At 41.2% G+C, this 16,799-nt stretch carries 18 protein-coding genes; 8 read left to right on the top strand and 10 right to left on the bottom strand.

Annotation, left to right across the window (positions count from 1 at the left end; genetic code table 11):
* Positions 1-24: 24 nt before the first annotated feature.
* The 3 genes from BM073_RS15165 to BM073_RS15155 all read left to right on the top strand — a co-directional run bounded on the left by BM073_RS15165 (position 25) and on the right by BM073_RS15155 (position 2,216).
* Positions 25-771 (top strand): DUF8458 domain-containing protein, encoded by a 747-nt coding sequence (locus BM073_RS15165; RefSeq protein WP_091655183.1) that lies wholly within the window; start codon positions 25-27, stop codon positions 769-771.
* A 10-nt stretch (positions 772-781) separates the two neighbouring features.
* Complete coding sequence (secG, locus tag BM073_RS15160) at positions 782-1,141, top strand: preprotein translocase subunit SecG (RefSeq protein ID WP_091655182.1); 360 nt, start codon at positions 782-784, stop codon at positions 1,139-1,141.
* Positions 1,142-1,286: 145 nt separating this feature from the next.
* Positions 1,287-2,216 carry a sterol desaturase family protein gene (locus BM073_RS15155; RefSeq protein ID WP_091655181.1) on the top strand — a complete coding sequence of 310 codons (930 nt, stop codon included), beginning with the start codon at positions 1,287-1,289 and terminating at the stop codon, positions 2,214-2,216.
* Between the two features lie 12 nt (positions 2,217-2,228).
* Here the strand turns inward: BM073_RS15155 and BM073_RS15150 are convergent, their stop codons facing one another.
* The gene (locus BM073_RS15150; RefSeq protein WP_091655180.1) at positions 2,229-2,939 is read right to left on the bottom strand and encodes a hypothetical protein; all 711 of its coding nucleotides are present in this window, start codon (positions 2,937-2,939) and stop codon (positions 2,229-2,231) included.
* Between the two features lie 221 nt (positions 2,940-3,160).
* Between BM073_RS15150 and BM073_RS15145 the strand changes: the two genes are divergently transcribed.
* From BM073_RS15145 to BM073_RS15135, 3 genes are all read left to right on the top strand, one after another.
* A complete protein-coding gene (locus BM073_RS15145; RefSeq protein WP_091655179.1) occupies positions 3,161-3,439 on the top strand; it encodes a co-chaperone GroES in 279 nt (92 codons plus the stop codon).
* Between the two features lie 36 nt (positions 3,440-3,475).
* Positions 3,476-5,104 carry a chaperonin GroEL gene (gene groL / locus BM073_RS15140; RefSeq protein WP_091655178.1) on the top strand — a complete coding sequence of 543 codons (1,629 nt, stop codon included), beginning with the start codon at positions 3,476-3,478 and terminating at the stop codon, positions 5,102-5,104.
* Positions 5,105-5,269: 165 nt separating this feature from the next.
* Positions 5,270-5,665, top strand: coding sequence for a response regulator (locus BM073_RS15135; protein ID WP_091655177.1), 396 nt, complete (start codon positions 5,270-5,272; stop codon positions 5,663-5,665).
* Positions 5,666-5,669: 4 nt separating this feature from the next.
* On the opposite strand, the gene BM073_RS15130 is transcribed toward BM073_RS15135, so the two are convergent.
* The 4 genes from BM073_RS15130 to BM073_RS15115 all read right to left on the bottom strand — a co-directional run bounded on the left by BM073_RS15130 (position 5,670) and on the right by BM073_RS15115 (position 10,244).
* Positions 5,670-6,761 carry a serine hydrolase domain-containing protein gene (locus BM073_RS15130; protein WP_091655176.1) on the bottom strand — a complete coding sequence of 364 codons (1,092 nt, stop codon included), beginning with the start codon at positions 6,759-6,761 and terminating at the stop codon, positions 5,670-5,672.
* A gap of 13 nt (positions 6,762-6,774) precedes the next feature.
* Positions 6,775-8,292 carry a S10 family peptidase gene (locus BM073_RS15125; protein ID WP_091655175.1) on the bottom strand — a complete coding sequence of 506 codons (1,518 nt, stop codon included), beginning with the start codon at positions 8,290-8,292 and terminating at the stop codon, positions 6,775-6,777.
* A gap of 213 nt (positions 8,293-8,505) precedes the next feature.
* Entirely contained in the window at positions 8,506-9,789 is a 1,284-nt protein-coding gene (locus BM073_RS15120) for a metal-dependent hydrolase family protein (protein WP_091655174.1), read from the bottom strand.
* A 47-nt stretch (positions 9,790-9,836) separates the two neighbouring features.
* Positions 9,837-10,244 carry a GNAT family N-acetyltransferase gene (locus tag BM073_RS15115; protein ID WP_091655173.1) on the bottom strand — a complete coding sequence of 136 codons (408 nt, stop codon included), beginning with the start codon at positions 10,242-10,244 and terminating at the stop codon, positions 9,837-9,839.
* Between the two features lie 28 nt (positions 10,245-10,272).
* Here BM073_RS15115 and BM073_RS15110 point away from each other — a divergent pair, with 28 nt between their 5' ends.
* The gene (locus BM073_RS15110) at positions 10,273-10,530 is read left to right on the top strand and encodes a hypothetical protein (protein WP_091655172.1); all 258 of its coding nucleotides are present in this window, start codon (positions 10,273-10,275) and stop codon (positions 10,528-10,530) included.
* On the opposite strand, the gene BM073_RS15105 is transcribed toward BM073_RS15110, so the two are convergent.
* The 5 genes from BM073_RS15105 to BM073_RS15085 form a co-directional block, all read right to left on the bottom strand.
* Positions 10,527-10,808, bottom strand: a complete 282-nt coding sequence (locus BM073_RS15105) for a GNAT family N-acetyltransferase (RefSeq protein ID WP_091655171.1) — start codon at positions 10,806-10,808, stop codon at positions 10,527-10,529. The two genes, BM073_RS15110 and BM073_RS15105, sit on opposite strands and share 4 nt — an antisense overlap.
* A gap of 1 nt (position 10,809) precedes the next feature.
* The gene (locus BM073_RS15100) at positions 10,810-11,229 is read right to left on the bottom strand and encodes a VOC family protein (RefSeq protein WP_091655170.1); all 420 of its coding nucleotides are present in this window, start codon (positions 11,227-11,229) and stop codon (positions 10,810-10,812) included.
* Between the two features lie 46 nt (positions 11,230-11,275).
* On the bottom strand, positions 11,276-11,635 hold the full coding sequence (locus tag BM073_RS15095) for a DUF2116 family Zn-ribbon domain-containing protein (protein ID WP_091655257.1): 360 nt from the start codon (positions 11,633-11,635) through the stop codon (positions 11,276-11,278).
* 142 nt (positions 11,636-11,777) lie between these two features.
* On the bottom strand, positions 11,778-14,429 hold the full coding sequence (locus tag BM073_RS15090) for a PQQ-dependent sugar dehydrogenase (protein ID WP_091655169.1): 2,652 nt from the start codon (positions 14,427-14,429) through the stop codon (positions 11,778-11,780).
* Positions 14,430-14,529: 100 nt separating this feature from the next.
* Complete coding sequence (locus BM073_RS15085; protein ID WP_091655168.1) at positions 14,530-15,228, bottom strand: XRE family transcriptional regulator; 699 nt, start codon at positions 15,226-15,228, stop codon at positions 14,530-14,532.
* Positions 15,229-15,558: 330 nt separating this feature from the next.
* On the opposite strand from BM073_RS15085, the gene dinB reads away from it, so the two are divergent.
* A complete protein-coding gene (dinB, locus tag BM073_RS15080) occupies positions 15,559-16,749 on the top strand; it encodes a DNA polymerase IV (RefSeq protein WP_091655167.1) in 1,191 nt (396 codons plus the stop codon).
* The last annotated feature ends 50 nt before the right edge of the window (positions 16,750-16,799 follow it).

The following is a 16,799-nucleotide window of genomic DNA, read 5'->3' as shown; positions in this document are numbered from 1 at the left end:
ATATTTTCACCCAAAAGCCAGAAAGTGAACGCCAGCCAATTTCAAGAAATAATCCAAAAAGCCGACTCCTTGGAGAAGAGTGATATCCTCCAATTGAAGAAGGTGCAGGAAAACTTTCCTTATTTTCAAATCCCTCATGTTTTGATAGCCAGGTATGAATTTCAAAAGAAATCCAAATCCAGCGCTTTGGGAATGGCTGCAATCACCAGTCCGGATAGGATTTGGTTGAAAAAACTGATAGAACAAAAAATAAGTGCAAGCGATACGGGCTCCAGAAAAGACGATCTTCTTCCGGAAGACCAGCCTGAAAAACCTGATCAAGCGAGCAGAACCCAGTCTTTAAAAGCATTAGGTGATCAATTGAAAGGTACTGCTCCCCAACCTGAGAAGCCAAAAAGCCCTGAAAAGCCTAAAAAGCGAGTGAAAAGACCGGGAGCGGGAGAAGATTTGATCGAAACGATCAAAAAGAAAGAGAAGAAGCAAATTCTCGATTCCAAAAAGCAGGAACAAATTGACCTGATCAAGGCGTTCAGCAAAAAGGATATCAAGCTGGCTACCATTAAAGAAATAGAGGCCAATCAAAATACAGAAAATCTTGCTGCAGAAAGCACTAAAATTAATGACAATCTGATTTCAGAATCTTATGCCAAACTCTTGGTAAAGCAAGATAAACAGGCAAAAGCCATTGAAATTTATAAGAAATTGAGTTTGAAGTTTCCGGATAAAAGGGCTTACTTTGCGGACTTGATTGAAAATCTGAAAAAATCTTAATTAAAAATATATGTTTACCTTATTAATCACCATTATCCTAATCTTAGCAGTTCTTTTGATCCTTGTGATTTTAGGACAAAATTCTAAAGGTGGAGTTGGGGCAGCTTTCGGTGGAAGTGCTTCCCAAATCATGGGTGTAACTCGTACAGGAAATGTACTTGAAAAAGCAACTTGGGTACTGGCAATTGCAATTTTGGTTCTTTCCTTGGCATCATCAGCTTTCTACACTGGAAGCCAGCCAAATCAGTTCGCATCACCAAATATTGAAAGTGCGAAGCAGCAAGTAGTTGCTCCGGCATTCGGAGATACCGAAGGTGAAAGCGTTCTTCCAGCAGAGACTACCACTCCGGACAGCAGTTCCAACCAATAATGGAAAATTAAGACCATTTAAGAATATAATTAGAGTCCGCCTTCATAAGGCGGACTTTTTTATTTAATTTAGTAGATAAGCGTTTTTTCAGCGGATAGCTAATCACCGTTCTTTAAAATCTGCTGCTTCAACCAAATTATCCTTTATGAATAATCAAACACTCCGAGTGGAGGATCTTAATCTAGAAAGCTGGCCTAATCTCATTTTATGGGCAGCTCCGATCATGTTTTTCCTGGTATTCTTAGAATGGGGAATTAGCTGGTATCAAAAGAAAGATTCATACGATGCCAAAGATTTCTTTGCAGCAGCCACTATTGGTTTTGTCAATGTAGGCATCAGTGCGATGATCAAATTGGCCACTTTTGGTTCTGCATTGTTCTTCTACAACATCTCCCCTTTCAAAATCCCGGCAACTTGGTGGTCTTTTATCCTTTGCTTTATCGCAATTGACTTTGCCAGGTATTGGGCGCATAGAGTTGCGCATGAGCAGAGATTCTGGTGGGCTACACACATCACGCATCACAATTCATCCAAATATAACTTATCCGTTTCTTTTCGTTTGGGATGGACACAGCATATTAAAATCATTTTCTTTTTCCCTGTGATGTTCATGGGTTTTGACCCCTTTGTATTCTTCATTTGCCACCAGATAGCCGTTCTCTATCAGTTCTGGATCCATACAGAATACATCAAAAAACTTCACCCGGTAATTGAATTCATTTTCACCACTCCTTCCCATCACCGAGTTCACCACGCTAGTGATGAGCATTATTTGGATAAAAACTACGGTTCAACCTTCATAATTTGGGACCGAATGTTTGGCACTTTCATGCCGGAAGGCGAAAGACCTAATTATGGAATTACCAAGCCGGTAACTTCTTACAATCCTATTTACCTGGTATTTCATGAATGGAGAGACATTTTCTCTGACTTAAGAAAAGCTCAAAGCTTTAAGGAAGCCTGGAGAATATTATTTGACAAGCCTGGCGCTGAGGTAATAGCCAACCGGGAGAAAAAGTTGGTTCCCGTAGAAAAGGAAATAGATAAGAAAGAAGAATTAGTGGAGGCCAGTTAGGCCTCCTTTTTTTTATGAATTGACTTTTTGAAGCAATAGCCTTTTACTGATTGGTATCAACGTTTCATCAATGGGAAAAGCCTGGTGGGAATGCATTCTCCAAGTAGCTGGATTAGGCAATTCTTTTACCTCCCGGATTAATTCAAGTTTGAGCATTTCCAATGTCTTGACAAGGGTTTTCTGAAAAACACCCAAAAGCCATAAGCTGATACTTCGGAATTTTTCTCCTGCAAGTTGGAGCAAACTGGATTTATACCTGTATGCATAGACATCAGAGTCTTTCTCTCTTGTCAGAAAAACAAAGCCTTCCCTATTGTAAATCGGCTGAATTCCTACTGGTTCAAACTCCACTTGGTCTTCCACATAATCATAGATATTTCTTCCCTCAACGATTTTTTTCTCAATGCTGGGTAAGGCAAAGTCCGCAATTTGGTTAACCTCCTGCAGCACCTGATCTTCTTTTTCCAGGTCCTTGTAGTGAAGTTTAACTTGCTTCAAATCCACATGTGAAAGAGCCTTGGGAAAGAAGTCAGAGATAGACTTTTTCCCGGATTTAAACTCATTGAGGTTTCGATGATGCTCAATCAACTCCCCTAAATGCGGATACAGGCGAACGGCTTTAAACTGCTTTTCTGTTTCCTGCAAATAGGCTAACAATTGATACTTCTTATATTCGAAATCAATCAGCCCTTCTGTCATCCAGTTTTTCGACAATGTTTTCATTGGCAACATAGGTTTACGAAAATTTACAGAATTCTGACATTTTATCCAGCATTTTTGGAAATTTTGGCAGACAAAAAGTAGCTCAAAATTCGAATTGGCAGTCCTCTACCTGACAGGATGTAGCCGATTTGTCAGACTTTTCATGAAAAACTCCCTTGGCACAGGAATCGCTCATTAGGGAGTATAGAATTTTAAACTAACCTTTAAACAATTTCATAACTATGTCAAAAGTGAACATCAAACCTCTTGCGGACAGAGTTCTAGTAGAACCTGCTGCAGCTGAAGAGAAAACCGCATCCGGTCTTTACATCCCGGACACTGCCAAGGAGAAGCCTCAAAGAGGTACCGTAGTAGCAGTTGGCAATGGTAAAAAAGATGAGCCCTTGACTGTAAAAGTTGGAGACACTGTTTTGTACGGAAAGTATTCCGGTACTGAACTCAACGTAGATGGTGCAGATTATCTTATCATGAGAGAATCTGACATTTTCGCGATCCTTTAATCATTCAACAAGAACAAACACTAAAAAATCAAGAAAATGGCTAAAGAACTATTTTTCGATACAGACGCAAGAGACAGACTGAAAAAAGGCGTTGATGCTTTGGCAGACGCTGTAAAAGTTACGCTTGGTCCAAAAGGAAGAAACGTAATCATTGATAAAAAATTCGGTGCACCTACCATTACTAAAGATGGTGTATCTGTAGCAAAAGAAATCGAATTGGAAGAGCCTATCGAAAATATGGGCGCTCAGTTGGTGAAAGAAGTAGCTTCCAAAACTGCTGATAATGCAGGTGACGGTACTACAACTGCAACTGTTTTGGCTCAGTCAATTTTCAACGTAGGTATCAAAAACGTAGCTGCGGGTGCTAACCCAATGGATTTAAAAAGAGGTATTGACAAGGCGGTAGCTGCTGTAGTTGCCAGATTGAAAGAAAACTCCAAAGAGATTTCTACCTCTAAAGAAATTGCTCAGGTAGCTACCGTATCCGCTAACAACGACGAAGAAATCGGTCAAATGATTTCTGATGCGATGGACAAAGTTGGAAAAGACGGTGTAATCACTGTAGAAGAAGCAAAAGGAACTGAAACTGAAGTTAAAACTGTAGAAGGTATGCAGTTTGACAGAGGTTACCTTTCTCCATACTTTGTGACCAACACTGAGAAAATGGAAGCTGAATTGGAGTCTCCTTATATCTTGATCTATGATAAGAAGATTTCTTCCATGAAAGAATTGCTTCCAGTATTGGAGCCAGTTGCGCAGTCCGGTAAGCCTTTGGTTATTATTTCTGAAGATGTAGACGGAGAAGCATTGGCAACTCTAGTAGTTAACAAAATCAGAGGTGCTCTGAAAGTAGCTGCTGTTAAAGCTCCTGGTTTCGGTGACAGAAGAAAAGCAATGTTGGAAGATATCGCTATCCTTACTGGCGGTACTGTAATCTCTGAAGAGAGAGGTTTCAAATTAGAGAATGCTACTGTTGATATGTTGGGTCGTGCTGAGAAAATCAATATCGACAAGGACAACACTACTGTAGTAAACGGTGCTGGTGATCCAAATGCAATCAAGGGTAGAATCGCTGAGATCAAAGCTCAAATTGAAAAAACTACTTCTGACTATGACAGAGAGAAGTTGCAGGAAAGACTTGCTAAACTTTCTGGTGGTGTAGCTATCCTATATATCGGAGCTGCAACAGAAGTAGAAATGAAAGAGAAGAAAGACCGTGTAGATGATGCATTGCATGCTACCAGAGCTGCTGTACAAGAAGGTGTAGTAGTAGGTGGTGGTGTAGCTCTTGTAAGAGCTGTTGATGCTTTGGCGGATTTGAAAGGATCCAACGAAGACCAAGACACTGGTATCAATATCATCAGACAGGCAATCGAGTCTCCTTTGAGAACTATCGTATTGAACGCAGGTGGCGAGCCTTCTGTAGTAATCAACAAGATCAGAGAAAACAAAGGAAACTATGGTTACAATGCGAGAACTGATCAATACGAAGATCTATTCGCAGCGGGGGTAATCGACCCAACTAAAGTAACTAGACTTGCTTTGGAAAATGCGGCTTCTATCGCAGCATTGCTTTTGACTACTGAATGTGTAGTAGCAGACGTTAAAGAAGATGGTCCTGCAATGCCTCCAATGGGCGGCGGAGGAATGGGTGGAATGATGTAATTCAACCCTATAAAATTTAGAAGGAGGCTTCGGCCTCCTTTTTTATTGTCCTGATTTTGAGTGCCTGTAAAATCATTTTTGAAAAAAGGCTCTTAAAGTTTTTTCTGACAGTAGGAATAATTGTATTTTGGGCTATATACAGCCTGATTAGTTACTTTTGCCAACATGATCCATTTCGAAGCGATTTTTCTTGTGGACGATGATCCGATAAATAATCTGATCAATAAACGGCTGTTAGGAAAGACGGATATCTCCAAGCACATTTACCAGTTTCTAGAAGGTGAAGAAGCTTTAATGGCAATAGCCGAACTCCCAACAGACCAACAAATCATGATTTTTTTGGACATTAACATGCCCGTTATGAACGGATGGGAGTTTTTGAATTTTTATCTGGAAAAATTTCCGAAAAGAAAAGATAAAATAGTCATCCTTTCCAGCTCCATTGATTTTCAGGATAGGCAAAAGGCTATGGATTATGAAGTAGTTAGTGGATTTATCGAAAAACCACTAACCATGGAGAAAATCAACTATCAACTTTCAAGAAACGATTCCAAAGACTAAGCTTTTACTTTAGTATAGGTCCTAGCCTATCCCAAATTTGTCTTGCCAATAAAAATGGAACCGGAAGATTTCCCGGAGCTCCCCCTACTCTTACAATTACCAGATTTTGGGATGGTACAACCATCAAGAACTGTCCATTTTTTCCCATAGCCTGATACATATCTTCTGGAGCACTTTTAATCAAACTTCCCGGCAGTCTTGTTTGACTTCCTGGTAATAGATATGAACTCTCTCCATTCAGCCAAGTCAAGTATCCATAGCTTGGGTTCAGCTGCTGAGATGGTTGGATCATATCCTTAAAAAACTGTCCTTCCCATAATTTATTTCCATCCCAACTTCCATTGGCCAAAAGCAATAGACCAAACCTGCCCATACTCCTAGGCGTACTGAAAAAGACATTGTTTTGTCCGGTCTTTTGCCAAAAACCCTTCATGCCAATTTTATCTCCGATGTTTGCCCGAAAGTATTCCTGCATATCCATTCCAGTGGATGCTTCAATCACTTTATCCAGAACTGTATAAGTAGCATTGTGATAAGTCCAGCGCTTGCCTGGATCGGCCAAATACTGAAAGGATGAGGGCGTAGTATCATCTAAATTTGAAACTTGATCATTCAAGCCTGTAGTCATGGTAAGGTGATGAATCAAACGTATTTTCTTCTCCTGTTTTTGACTTAATGAGGTCCAGCCCGTCCCCAAGTATTTTTGAGACCTATCTTTGAGTTTTAATAGTTTTTGCTCTTCAGCTATTCCGATCAAAGTAGCAGTAAGAGTTTTGCCGGCAGAAGCCCAATACCAATAAGAGTTAGCATCCATCTGACCCAATCCTGTCAGTTTATTGCCCCAATACTCTTCTATGACAATCTTTCCATCTATTAAAATCAGAAAAGCTCTGGTATCTGTTTCACTCAGCCAATTCAAAAATTCACCCATTTTCTCCTGGTCAAAACCTGCTTCAGAAATTGACATTTTTTCCCAATCCTCAGAATTGATAGGCGGAAAATAAAGAGATGATGACTGTGCCTGAACCAAGCCAGTTACTAATTGAAAAAAAGCCCCGCTCAATAACAGGGCCTTGAAAAACTTGAATTTTATCATGTGGAAATCTACTTTATTTTCTCAAAGTATCTTCAATAAATACCTTCAAATCTTCTCTAAATTTCTTCGCAGACGGCAAATGTGTGTACATCATATGCCCGGCTTCATAGTATTCCATGATAATTCTGTCAGTTGCCGACTTCGGGAGATCTATATGAGAAATACTTTGCTCCACGCCATAGAAGACAGTTGCTAAATCATAATATCCATTCATGATCAATATCTTCACATTTGGATCCTTACTCAGGGCTTCTGTCATATCAGGAACTGTGGTGACGGCTGCATCTGCTCCCCAAAAGTTATTGCCCTGATGCTTCCAGTCCCATTTGAAGCCTTCTTTGGAATACGCTGAAGTAGCATAGAGTAAATCCTTACTTACTCCCAAAGCTCCATGAAAGTAGTCTAGAAAGCCCATAGTATAAGCAGGAGAGATGGCATCACTTTGAGGATCTGTAAAGGAATCCATTGACATTGGATCGATATTGATTCCTGTGTATCTGGAATCCAGTCGTCCCACTGTGTTCTTTTCATCGCGCAATAATTCCTGGAAAAATTCACCGGCTGTAATTTTCAAATCAGCTCTTTTCCAAATATCTGCAGAGACTCCAGTATAAGATTCAAGACTGGCAGCAACCTGATTTTTTTCAGTATCAGATATTCTATTTCCTTTAAATAAGGCCGGCGTATAATGATTTTCTGTAAACCCTCTCACTTCTTCCACAAATGCATCTAAGTCCGACTGTTTCCTTTCTATCTTATTATGATACCAAGCAGTAGCGGCCATAGTTGGCAAATACACGATATAGGATAAATCCTCATTAGGAGCGAAAAACAGTGATCTCAAGTCAAATACAGCTGAAACCATAATTACACCATTCAAGGCATATCCCTTATTCAGCAGGTAATTCATCACGCCTGCATTTCTAAATGTACCATAACTTTCGCCAAGGATATATTTAGGAGAATTCAGCCGATCATGAGCCTTAAGAAATTGCATGATAAACAAGCTGACAGATCGGATATCTTGATCTACTCCCCAAAAATCCTTCCCTGTTGCATCTCCAATGGGTACGGAAAGACCTGTGCCAACAGGATCCATCATGACCACGTCTGCTACATCCAGTATGGAGAATTCATTATTGACTAGTTGATAGGGAGCTCCTTGGTTGTAATTCGGATCGTCGACAACAATTCTTTTGGGTCCCATGATACCCATGTGCAACCAGTAAGACGATGAACCAGGGCCTCCGTTATAGGCGAAAACGATGGGTCTATTTTTTCCTCCATTTTCTTTGAAATAAGCGGTAAAACCAAAAAGGGCGATAGGCTTATTGTTCTCGTCCTTCAGTTCTAGGGTCCCTGCCTTTGCCTGAAGGTTGATGACCTTGCCGTCAATGGTGACAGTCTGTTTACTTTCAAACACCTGAGCTTTGGGAAGCTCTTTGGTTTCATGAGCCTTCTCCTGAGCAAAAGTGAAGGTTGAAATCAAAGTAAAAAGGAACACTATTCTTAATCTGGATACTAAGTACATGATTATGGATTGTTGAGTTATTGGTTATTTGTTATTGGTTATTGAGTTAATGGTTATTAGTTATTGAGTTAATGGTTATTGTCCATTGAAAATTGGTGATTTATAATTTTTAGTATTCTCAAGAATCACCCCACCATTCAGATTTTATCTTTCTCAATCCGAAACTGCTTACTGCCTACTGCCAACTGGCACTGCCATTTCAGCCTTCTAATTTCATAATTCAGCCTTATAAACCTTTCCTTCTTTCATCACAAAAACCACATTTTTCATGACAGAGATATCCTGATCAGGATTGCCTTTAACGGCAATGATATCCGCAATTTTCCCAGTCTCAATCGAGCCTAATTTGTCTTCAATTTTCATAAAAACCGCATTGGTAAGAGTAGCCGATTTAAGTGCTTCCATTGCAGGCATTCCTGCCTCAACCATATAGACAAATTCTCTATAATTTTCTCCGTGCGGATATACTCCTGCATCAGATCCGAAAGCGATTTTCACCCCACTTTTATAGGCCTTTGCGAAAGTATCTTGGATCTGAGCTCCAATCCTTCTCGCTTTTTCTGCTACTACTGGAGGATAATACCCCGGAATTTCTGCAAAAGCAGCAGCAGACATTCCTGCCGTAATAGTTGGCACGTACCAAGTTCCTTTTTCCTTCATCAACTTCATGGTTGCTTCAGACATCAAAGTACCATGTTCAATCGAATAAACTCCAGCTTTCACCGCACGCTGCATTCCTTCGTCCCCATGGGCATGAGCTGCCACATGAATTCCAAAGTCATTAGCCGTTTGCACCACTGCTTCCAATTCATCCAATTGAAACTGAGGAGCAGAACCGTCCCGTGCAACAGAAAGTACACCTCCTGTAGCCGTTACTTTAATCACATCTGCTCCGTATTTCACCATTTGCCTTACTGCCTTTCTTGCTTCATAAGGTCCATTAATTACGCCCCAAACCGGTCCCGGATCTTCCATCAAATCCCTTTTCATTCCGTTGGTTGGATCTGCATGTCCTCCTGTAGGTGAAATGGCTTTTCCGGCTGTAAAAATTCTTGGCCCTTTGACTCTTCCGGCTGCAATGGCATCCCGCAGGGCTATATTGACCCCAGAACCTCCCAAATCCCGGACAGTAGTGAATCCCGCCATCAAGGTTCTTTCCGCCAAAGGGACGGACTTAAAAGCGACATCTGCTTCATTATCTCTAAAGCCATCAATATAACGGGTGGGACTGGTCTCTCCTTCTATGTGCACATGCATATCCATCAATCCAGGCAAAACAGTGGCATTTTTCAAATCAATAGCTTGATCCGAACTTCCAGGAGTTTGATATCCCTTAGTCACAGAAGTGATTTTTCCATCTTCCACTATGATGGTTTGTTCTGTCAAAACCCTCATTTCTTTCACATCGATCAGCCTTCCGGCATGAATGAAAGTCTTTTGGGCAAATGCATAAGAGGAAATCAAACAAGCGATCCCTAGTAATATTTGTCTTCTCATAAGGTGGGGTATTTTTGGGTATGGGAATATAGCAAATTCGAACTAAATCAGTTCAATTGATCTTCTGGTTTCAACTGGTAGCAATGGTCATGTAATTGGAAGCCAAGCTTCTCATAAAAGGTAATAGCTCCCTCAGCCGCAAATAAAAAAAGTCTGGCATCTGTTGATGTGGATCGAGCCATTTGGATTAATTTTTTGCCAAGCCCTTGCTTTTGGTAGGCTTTTTCTACCGCAAGATCTGCAATAAAGCATCGGTAGGAAAAATCGGAAAGCGCTCTCAAAATCCCTACAAGTTTCCCGGAATCCCTAGCGGTAATTATCAAGTTTGAGCCGATCAGCATTTTCTGAAGTTGGTTCGGATTATCCATAGGCCTCCTTTCTGCAAGACCTGAACTGTTAAGCACAGCAATAAACTCTTCAAGGGAAACTATATCTTCAATTTGAAATGAAATCATTATCTTACTAAAAATTAAATTAACCGATATGACAGGAGGCGCAGGTTTCAGTAGACAGGCTGCACAATCTTTTAAAGATAATCACGATTTAGGAAGGATTAGACCTCAAGGAAAATTAGAGTTGAAAGCCAGAAGCGGGAAAAATGCTGAAGAGCTTCAATTAAAAGAAGCCATCATTTTTCGAACTCAAAAAAGATCAGAGGCAATATTGCTGAACAGAAAAATTTGGTTCTTCATTGCTTTGATTATACTTATAGGCTTTGGACTGATTCTGCTTTTCAGTTAGGACAAAACATCCCGAAGATCCTCTCTTTTTCTGAAGGTAGCTTTTGCGAATGGGCACAGTGGTAGAACTTTTATTCCCTTAGATCGTGCATGTTCAACCAACTTTTCCAGCAACTTTTCTCCTATACCTTGACCCTGCAGAGATGGATCCACCTCAGTATGCTCAATGATTAATTTTGATTCTCCCGCCATGACATAAACCATTTCAGCAAATCTTTTGGCTCCCTCCTCCATAAAAAAAGAACCTTTTTTCCCGTCAAACTGATGTTGAATTTCCATATTAACTTTTTACTCTTACTTGAATAATTGAATTATAAACCTCATCCTTTGGCTCCCAAAGCTCAATGCTATGACCATCCGGATCGAGAATATGAACGAATTTACCATACTCAAATTCCTCAATTTCGTCTAAGATCTGTACTCCATTAGCCTTTAATTCCTCCACCAGTTCTTTGAGGTTTTCTACCCGATAGTTGATCATAAAATCCTTTTCCGACGGCTTAAAATAATCAGTGGAATCGCTCATTGGAGACCACTGAGTAAAACCTTTTTTCTCCGGTTCCTTCGCACTTATCCATTCAAATGTCGTCCCATATTGATCTGTTGGCATTCCCAAATGCTTTTCATACCAGGCTTTGGTCTGCTCTGGATTCTTAACCTTGAAAAACAGCCCGCCTATTCCAGTTACTTTTCCTTTCATGATATTTTCTATTTGGGTAGAAGTTAGCCAAAATGCGACAGAGCGCCTATTCTTTTACCCGAACAATCAAAAACCAATCTCCTTCTAAAGGGAGGTAACCGTAATCATAACAGTATGTGTAGACACTCCCTTTTTTGGTTTCATAGGAGTGAGTGGAATATTTGAACTGAAAACCTTCCCGAACCAACTTCTCCTTAGGCGCTTTTCCAAGATCTTCTCCTTGTGGTATCAATGATTCCAGAATATTTCTGTTCTTCTTTAAAGTATGATTTATCCTTCTCATCAGATTATTAGCGTCTGCATATTGATGGTAATTGTAATTATTCCGGCATTGATCATCGCAGAATTTTTTGTCGACTCGTCCACGAATGGGCTCTCCACAATTGAGACAGGTTTTATTTTCCATAGTTTCTATTAAAAAGCTAATTGAATTTAGAAAATTAGTTTGAAAAAGTCCAAAAAATAAAGCCCATCTTTTAAATGGAATCCTCATCGCGACCCGAAAAATGGAGTCGCAATGAGGAAATATTTAGGATTGAGTCAATAACTCATTCAATAAATCGGATAGTATCCAGGTTGAAAGTATTCCAGATAGAAATACCTGACTCAGTTCTCAAAACTAGATATAGATCCCCAATTTCGTCAGTTTGCTTAATGGGTACCTTTATGGAGAAATATCCCTGTTTATCTCCTTGTTTGAGGAGAGCGGAGGATCCAATCAAAGGACCGGAAACTGAACCTTGTCTCAACTCCAACAAGCCTGTAATTCCAGCAGGATTTACCAATAATTCAATTTCCTTGATCCCCTTTAAATCCAAATCTTCAAAGGCAATCCAAGAATTATTTTTGGTGAATCTCACAAAATTCAGCCCATTGGCATTGGCCTTGGCAGTATGCTCGAAAAGATCAGCTTCCACCGCCTTGACTATAGGATTTCTCAACAAAAGCTGAGCGGCCCCCATCAAAGGTTGAATGCCATTTGCTCCCTGATCAGTGTAGGATGCTTGAATTAAGTAGTAGCCTTCTGGATTGGATTGTTGTTCTATCGCAAATTCACCTTTCAGTGGTAGGCTTACTTTTCCATAAGAAGGATCCTCAAGCCTTAGAATAAAGTCTACCATAGCTTCCACCTGATCAACTGGAATATGCGTATGGCCCGGCATGATACGCTCACCCCAGACACCTCCCCCACCATTTCTGATTTTGTTGACGAGGTAGGATTTCGCATCCGTTTGCCCTTTATATTTCGAAGACACATCCCTATAGGTAGGTCCCACGGATTCATTTTCGATTGCGTGGCAAGCTTTGCAACCCGCTTGGGTGATGTAATTCTCTCCCACACTAACCTTCTCTTCCTGATGACCAGCTTGAATCAAATCATAACCACCAGCAATAAAGTCAATAGAAAAATTCACTGCCTCATCGGAGATAGCTCCATCCTCTAAATCCTGCACAGAAACTTGGTAAGTCACTTTTCCAGGGAAATAAAAACTTTGATTTCCATTCCAGTTGATATTCACATTGGGTCTTGCATTTCCCGCTCTAATTTCCACTGAAGCTTGGCTTTGCTCCCCTTCTGTATCGCTCACAGTCAAAGTCGCCAGATAAACTCCTGCTTTTTCATATACATGGATAGGATTTACCTCCTTGGCCTTTGGACTTCCATCTCCGAAATCCCACTCATAGCTCAATTGATCTTCCGGATCAAAATCCAAGCTTTGATCCCCTTGGAATTGCACTTTCAAAGGTAATGCTCCGGTAGTATTTTCGGCAGAAGCCTTGGCAACAGGCTTTCTATTTCCAGCCGCAAACTCTATTCTATAGAGACCCGAATCATCATTTTGTGCTCTCCAATAGGTACCGTATTCAAGGACGTACAGCGATCCATCTTTCGCAAACTGCATATCAATTGGCTTATCAAAAACCGTGGAAGGCATGAAGCGTTCCATGGTATCATATTCGTAGTTTTCAGTTAAGGATACTGTGAAAATCCAATTTCGCATCCAGTCGAATATGAATAGCTTTCCATTATAATAGCCTGGAAAACGAACTTCTGATTTGTCAAAATCCTCCCGGTAATACACCGGTCCTGCCATGGCATTTCTTCCGCCTGTTTCCAGCATAGGAAACTCTATAGACTCATCATAAGGATACCAAATTAAAGCGGGTTGTGCGGGAGGCAACTTTTCCAATCCCGTATTATTGGGAGAGGTATTGACGGGAGCATTTGGATCAAATTCAAACAGGCTTTCCTGACTTTCAAAATCATATTTCCAATACGGTTTATTATTTCCTACGAAAAATGGCCAACCATAAAAACCGGGCTTCCTTGCCAAATTGATTTCATCATGTCCTTTTGGACCCCTTCGCATAGAATCAACTGAAGCATCAGGCCCCACTTCTCCCCAAAAAAGATTACCATTATGCTGATCCAAGGATATTCTGTAAGGATTTCTGTTACCCATCACATAGATCTCTGGCCGAGTATTGGGAGTTCCGGGAGGAAATAAGTTTCCTTCAGGGATGCTATAAGATCCATCGGCTTCTGGTTTGATCCGAATGATGGCCCCTCTTAAGTCGTTGGAATTACCAGAAGTTTTTTGAGCATCAACATTGGCAGGTCTATCCCGTCGCTCATCGATGGGATTGTAATTATCCGATTCAAAAGGAGTGGTATCATCCCCGGTAGAGAGGAACAAAAGGCCATTGGCATCAAACTCTATGGAACCACCGGAATGACAGCATCCTCTGAATACAGGGATTTCCAGCATTATTTTTTCAGAAGTGAGGTCGAGACGATTTTCTTTGAACTCAAAGCGGGAAAGCCGATTCACATCCGGACTGTATTCTTTTGGGGCATAATAGAGATAAATCCAGTTGTTTTGGTTGAAATTAGGATCCTTCGCCAGTCCCAACAAGCCATCTTCATGCTCCAAATAAACATTCAGCTCTCCTACCACGGTAGTTTCTCCGCTTGCGGCTTCGTATAATTTCAGCTTGCCAGCCCTTTCTATAAATAGTACATCCCCATTATCAAAAACCTCCAACTCCATGGGTTCATCCAATTTTTTCACCAGAGGAATTTTGGTGAATCGGCTTTCATCAGGTTTTACTGTAGCAAAAGGGTCTATATCTTTTTCTGCACATGCCCAGAGCGTACTTCCCAAAAGTAAGAGGGCGGCAAGGAATCTAAAATTCATGAAATAGGTCTTTGAGGTTTATTGAGCCATTAAGATAAAAAGGACTCGTCAAAAGGCTAGGACCGATTGTGGAAATGAATGGAAACGATTCCGTAAAATCTTACTCACTCATTAACAGTCTATACCTCCAAACCTCTCTGACCTGCTCAATTTCCACTTCGAAAGGAGGATAGATGGGATTGGATGAACAGAGCAGGAGTTTCTGTTCGGATTGAATTCGATTGTAGGCGATTTTAAAGGTCACTCCATCCTGTTCGGTGACAATGACATAGCGCTCTCCGTCTTTGATATTCAGCCAATCGTCTATGTATTCACAGATGATCCAGGAACCGTCTGGAATAGGTAGCATGGAGTCCCCGTCAACTTGAAAAACCCGGTGTTTTTTATCTGTGGGCAAAAAAGGTAAAGAAAATCGAGGCAATTCAGAGATAAACTCAGGATCCGCAAAACCAGCTAGGTAACTTGCTTTTGCCCGCTGGGAAACCACCTCTATCAATTCCCGACCCTCCGCATCTACTGTGGTAGAAAGAATCCGGAGTTTTCTTCCCCGGAGAAACTGATCTGTTTCCAGCAGTTCGCGGAGCTTGTATTCAGAATAAGAGGACAAATCTTCTTTGATCAGGATATCGAGAGAAACTCCAAAATACTCAGAGATTTTCACCAAAATATCCAAAGGAGGAGTAATGGTGAGTTCGTATCCAGCCAGTTTGGAGCGGGAAATACCTAAAGCTTCAGATAAGGACTCTTGAGTGAGCGCTTTTTTCTTTCGGAGGAATTTGATGTTTGTATTTAAAGTCATGTATCCTTTATAACTATTCTATTTTTTCACTATGATTAAATGGCTAGCGTCATTGCGAGGGTTAAACGCAGAATCAGAAACTACCAAATCATATAATAAACCCGAAGCAATCTCCAGCTAATCAAAGAGATTGCTTCGGACAGAAAAGGCTTCCTAATTCACTAAAGTATATGAGCCTGTCCTCGCAATGACGCCCAAACGAAGTTTATCTACCCAACCCAATTTTTACACAACGACAATTCCCGCCACTTCCCCTACCAATCATTCCCAAATCTAATAAAAATGATTAAATTATAAACATTAAAATGTTAATAAAATTAACAAAAAGCAATGGAAGGGAAGCGGAGTATTGCGCATATGGATTTGGATACGTTTTTCGTATCAGTGGAGCGGCTTTTTGACAGTAGGCTCAAGGACAAGCCTATATTAATCGGAGGCTCGAGTGACCGGGGAGTGGTCGCTTCCTGCAGCTACGAGGCCAGGAGATTTGGCGTACACTCGGCCATGCCTATGCGGACAGCAAGACAACTCTGTCCCGAGGCCATTATCGTCAAAGGGGATTTTGAAAAATACAGCCAAAAATCACATGAGGTTACCGAGATTATCAAGGAATCAGTTCCGCTTTTTGAAAAGTCCTCCATCGATGAGTTTTACATAGATCTGACAGGGATGGATCGCTTTTTCGGTTGCTTCAAACTCGCCCACGAGCTCCGGCAGCGTATCATCCAAGAGAGCGGGCTGAACATTTCCATGGGACTATCGGAAAACAAAACCGTTTCCAAAGTCGCCACCGGCGAGGCCAAGCCCAACAATGAAAAGCAGGTGCCCAATGGAGAGGAAAAACCCTTCCTTGCTCCCCTATCCGTGCGGAAAATCCCCATGATCGGGGAGAAAACCTCCCAAACGCTCTATAATATGGGTGTTAAAAAAGTTCTAACCTTGCAGCAAATGCCCTCTCAACTGCTGGAGGCTACCTTTGGGAAAAACGGCAAAATGATCTGGGAAAAAGCGAATGGCATCGACCGAAACCCGGTCATCCCCTACTCCGAAGCCAAGTCCGTTTCTTCTGAAAATACCTTTGAAGAAGATACCATCGATGTCAAGATGCTGGAAGCCACACTGGTAGCTATGACGGAGCAACTCGCTACCAAACTTCGCCAAAAAGGGCAACTCACCGCCTGTGTGAGTGTGAAGATCCGCTACTCGGATTTTGAGACGCATACCATGCAGCAGCGGATTCCCTACACTTCGGCAGATCATAGTATCCTGCCCGTGGTGAAGGAGCTATTCAAAAAACTGTATAGCCGTCGCCTCCTCATCCGACTGATCGGGGTGCGGTTTAGCAGCCTGGTCTATGGCAACTATCAGATCAAGCTTTTCGAAGACAGCCAAGAGCAGATCAACCTCTACCAGGCCCTCGACAAGCTAAATGTGAAGTATGGCGACAAAACCGTCTGCCGAGCCGTCGCTATGGGTGTGGGAAGGAGAAGGTTTAATCCTTTTAATGGGATGGAGGTGTGAGGAAATCAGAAGTGAAAAGTGAGAAGTCTGAAAAAAGGTCAACATTTTAG

Origin of the sequence: Algoriphagus ornithinivorans (assembly GCF_900115305.1) — a bacterium.
Taxonomy (GTDB): domain Bacteria; phylum Bacteroidota; class Bacteroidia; order Cytophagales; family Cyclobacteriaceae; genus Algoriphagus; species Algoriphagus ornithinivorans.
This window is presented reverse-complemented; position numbering and strand designations above follow the sequence as displayed.

Bases quoted from the DNA above. Each gene is read 5' to 3' on its own strand.
- BM073_RS15100 (WP_091655170.1), bottom strand. From the start codon at position 11,229: ATGAAAGGAAAAGTAACTGGAATAGGCGGGCTGTTTTTCAAGGTTAAG.
- BM073_RS15110 (WP_091655172.1), top strand. From the start codon at position 10,273: ATGACAGGAGGCGCAGGTTTCAGTAGACAGGCTGCACAATCTTTTAAA.
- BM073_RS15155 (WP_091655181.1), top strand. From the start codon at position 1,287: ATGAATAATCAAACACTCCGAGTGGAGGATCTTAATCTAGAAAGCTGG.
- BM073_RS15085 (WP_091655168.1), bottom strand. From the start codon at position 15,228: ATGACTTTAAATACAAACATCAAATTCCTCCGAAAGAAAAAAGCGCTC.
- BM073_RS15150 (WP_091655180.1), bottom strand. From the start codon at position 2,939: ATGAAAACATTGTCGAAAAACTGGATGACAGAAGGGCTGATTGATTTC.
- BM073_RS15130 (WP_091655176.1), bottom strand. From the start codon at position 6,761: ATGATAAAATTCAAGTTTTTCAAGGCCCTGTTATTGAGCGGGGCTTTT.
- BM073_RS15120 (WP_091655174.1), bottom strand. From the start codon at position 9,789: ATGAGAAGACAAATATTACTAGGGATCGCTTGTTTGATTTCCTCTTAT.
- secG (WP_091655182.1), top strand. From the start codon at position 782: ATGTTTACCTTATTAATCACCATTATCCTAATCTTAGCAGTTCTTTTG.
- BM073_RS15125 (WP_091655175.1), bottom strand. From the start codon at position 8,292: ATGTACTTAGTATCCAGATTAAGAATAGTGTTCCTTTTTACTTTGATT.
- BM073_RS15145 (WP_091655179.1), top strand. From the start codon at position 3,161: ATGTCAAAAGTGAACATCAAACCTCTTGCGGACAGAGTTCTAGTAGAA.
- BM073_RS15095 (WP_091655257.1), bottom strand. From the start codon at position 11,635: ATGGAAAATAAAACCTGTCTCAATTGTGGAGAGCCCATTCGTGGACGA.
- BM073_RS15115 (WP_091655173.1), bottom strand. From the start codon at position 10,244: ATGATTTCATTTCAAATTGAAGATATAGTTTCCCTTGAAGAGTTTATT.
- BM073_RS15105 (WP_091655171.1), bottom strand. From the start codon at position 10,808: ATGGAAATTCAACATCAGTTTGACGGGAAAAAAGGTTCTTTTTTTATG.
- BM073_RS15135 (WP_091655177.1), top strand. From the start codon at position 5,270: ATGATCCATTTCGAAGCGATTTTTCTTGTGGACGATGATCCGATAAAT.
- dinB (WP_091655167.1), top strand. From the start codon at position 15,559: ATGGAAGGGAAGCGGAGTATTGCGCATATGGATTTGGATACGTTTTTC.
- groL (WP_091655178.1), top strand. From the start codon at position 3,476: ATGGCTAAAGAACTATTTTTCGATACAGACGCAAGAGACAGACTGAAA.
- BM073_RS15090 (WP_091655169.1), bottom strand. From the start codon at position 14,429: ATGAATTTTAGATTCCTTGCCGCCCTCTTACTTTTGGGAAGTACGCTC.